A 1,815-nucleotide genomic window follows, 5' to 3' on the forward strand; every position below is an offset into this window, starting at 1 on the left:
TAAAATCTTACGATTTTGTTCGTGCATGCTTGCCTAGGGGTATGGCTCGAGCCTGTAGTCTCTCACACATACTATTCCCTCAGGCGTCAGCACTTCACAAAATCGTTATAAACATCTACTTAATAATTTTTATTTCTGTTGTAATATATTTCATTACCAATTGTTCTTGCTACAGCCATAGCCGTATCATTAGATGACGGTAATAGCATTAAATACAAAGCATCTTTTAACGTCATCTTATCCCCAACTTGCAAAGGTATTCCCGAGCCTCCTACAAAGTCACTTTCTTTTAATGTTATGGTTTGATTTATATTATCCATATTTTCTAACATTATTATTGACGTCATTAACTTAGTCATACTTGCTGGGTTCTGTCTAACCGTTTCCTTATTAGATAGTAATATCTCAGGTTTGATAACTATTTGAAAACGTGGGTTTATTCTAGGATACTTTAGTATTGAGAATGAGGTACTTGTATCACCTATAATTGTGCTATCGTATTTTTCACCCTTCTCTTTTTTAATAGCTTCATCTAACGCTGTCTTTAAATCGTCAAATCTATCATTCTGACCTCTCATAACAGTCACAACATAATAGTCAATTCCATTTTTCAATATCGTAGTAATGTTTCTTATAATCCCCATTGTCCCTGTTTTACCACCCACTATTTGGTAAGTATTTTCAACCGATGGACTTGTTACTGTTGTTGTCGCTGTTACGTCTCTTGTATTCTGCCCTTGTATTTTAAATGTATAGTTTTTTTGTCCCCATATATTAGCAATGTCATTATATGCACTAGCATGTAAAGTGATTATATTAAAGTCATAGGCTGTAGCTAATTGACCTAAAGCTGTTAGTCCTGTGGGTGTTAGGAATTTAGTAGTTGTAATACCTAGCTGTGCAACTTTCTTATTCATCTCATCAATGAATATTTGTATCGCCTCATCATCAGTAAGACCCGTAACTTTATCTATATTATCTTTAATTGTTTGTAATTTATTATCTAATAAGCCCATAGTTTTATCAGTCATGACGTCTCTAACTATGTCTTCTAATACCTCAACTTGTATCTCTTTACTTATTGCACCTGTAATCTCACTATCTTTTATCATGATATAGAAGTTAGCAAAGTACACTGATTCTTTTCCGTTTTCTAAGAATAGTTTACAGTCTATTCTACCCGCATGTTTTACTACATTCTCAGATATCTTATATTGAACTAAGCCTTGTTCAGGTGATACAATCTCAATCTGTTCTTGTGTATACACTGAACCATCTTGAGTAAACAAATCTAAATGAGGAGTCAAACCTGTACTATTTAAGTTAATTGGCGTACCATTTTTTTGAATATAAATTCTAATAGATGCTGTACTATTATCTTCTGTATAGAAATTAGCCCCGATATTCCCTAACTTAACACTCTGCTCATTTATGCTTGTCTTTATATCCCTGTTTATATATATTGCCATTTAATCACTCCTCTTACACAACAATTGCAAACTGTAAGAAATCTAAATTTTTGAATAATTTCCTTTTCTCATTATTCATTCAATACCCTCTTTACTTCAATTTAAATAAAAAGACACTGAAATTAATCAGTATCTTTTTATATATTCTCGTAAATATTCTCCAGTTATTTCATTATATTGTTCTTTAGTGACAGCTCCATGAATTACAAAGAAAATTGGATTAATTAAAAAATGCATAATAAAAAGCCCGTAAACCATGAACTGTACCCTGTCAAGTAGACAACTAAATAATAAAAATGGATTTTTGGTCGAATTCATAGCTAAGCTATGGATTCGGCCATTTTTA

At 32.1% G+C, this 1,815-nt stretch carries 2 protein-coding genes; both read right to left on the minus strand.

What is annotated here, in order from left to right; all coding sequences use genetic code 11:
* Positions 1–119: 119 nt before the first annotated feature.
* Positions 120–1,469, minus strand: a complete 1,350-nt coding sequence (locus CD129_RS12765; protein WP_115337546.1) for a BppU family phage baseplate upper protein — start codon at positions 1,467–1,469, stop codon at positions 120–122.
* 126 nt (positions 1,470–1,595) lie between these two features.
* Complete coding sequence (locus tag CD129_RS13610; RefSeq protein ID WP_420897001.1) at positions 1,596–1,706, minus strand: XkdX family protein; 111 nt, start codon at positions 1,704–1,706, stop codon at positions 1,596–1,598.
* Positions 1,707–1,815: the final 109 nt, after the last annotated feature.

This window comes from Mammaliicoccus fleurettii (assembly GCF_003970575.1).
Taxonomy (GTDB): domain Bacteria; phylum Bacillota; class Bacilli; order Staphylococcales; family Staphylococcaceae; genus Mammaliicoccus; species Mammaliicoccus fleurettii.

Excerpts from the sequence above, each read along its gene's own strand:
- CD129_RS12765 (WP_115337546.1), bottom strand. The coding sequence starts at position 1,469 with ATGGCAATATATATAAACAGGGATATAAAGACAAGCATAAATGAGCAG.
- CD129_RS13610 (WP_420897001.1), bottom strand. The coding sequence starts at position 1,706 with ATGCATTTTTTAATTAATCCAATTTTCTTTGTAATTCATGGAGCTGTC.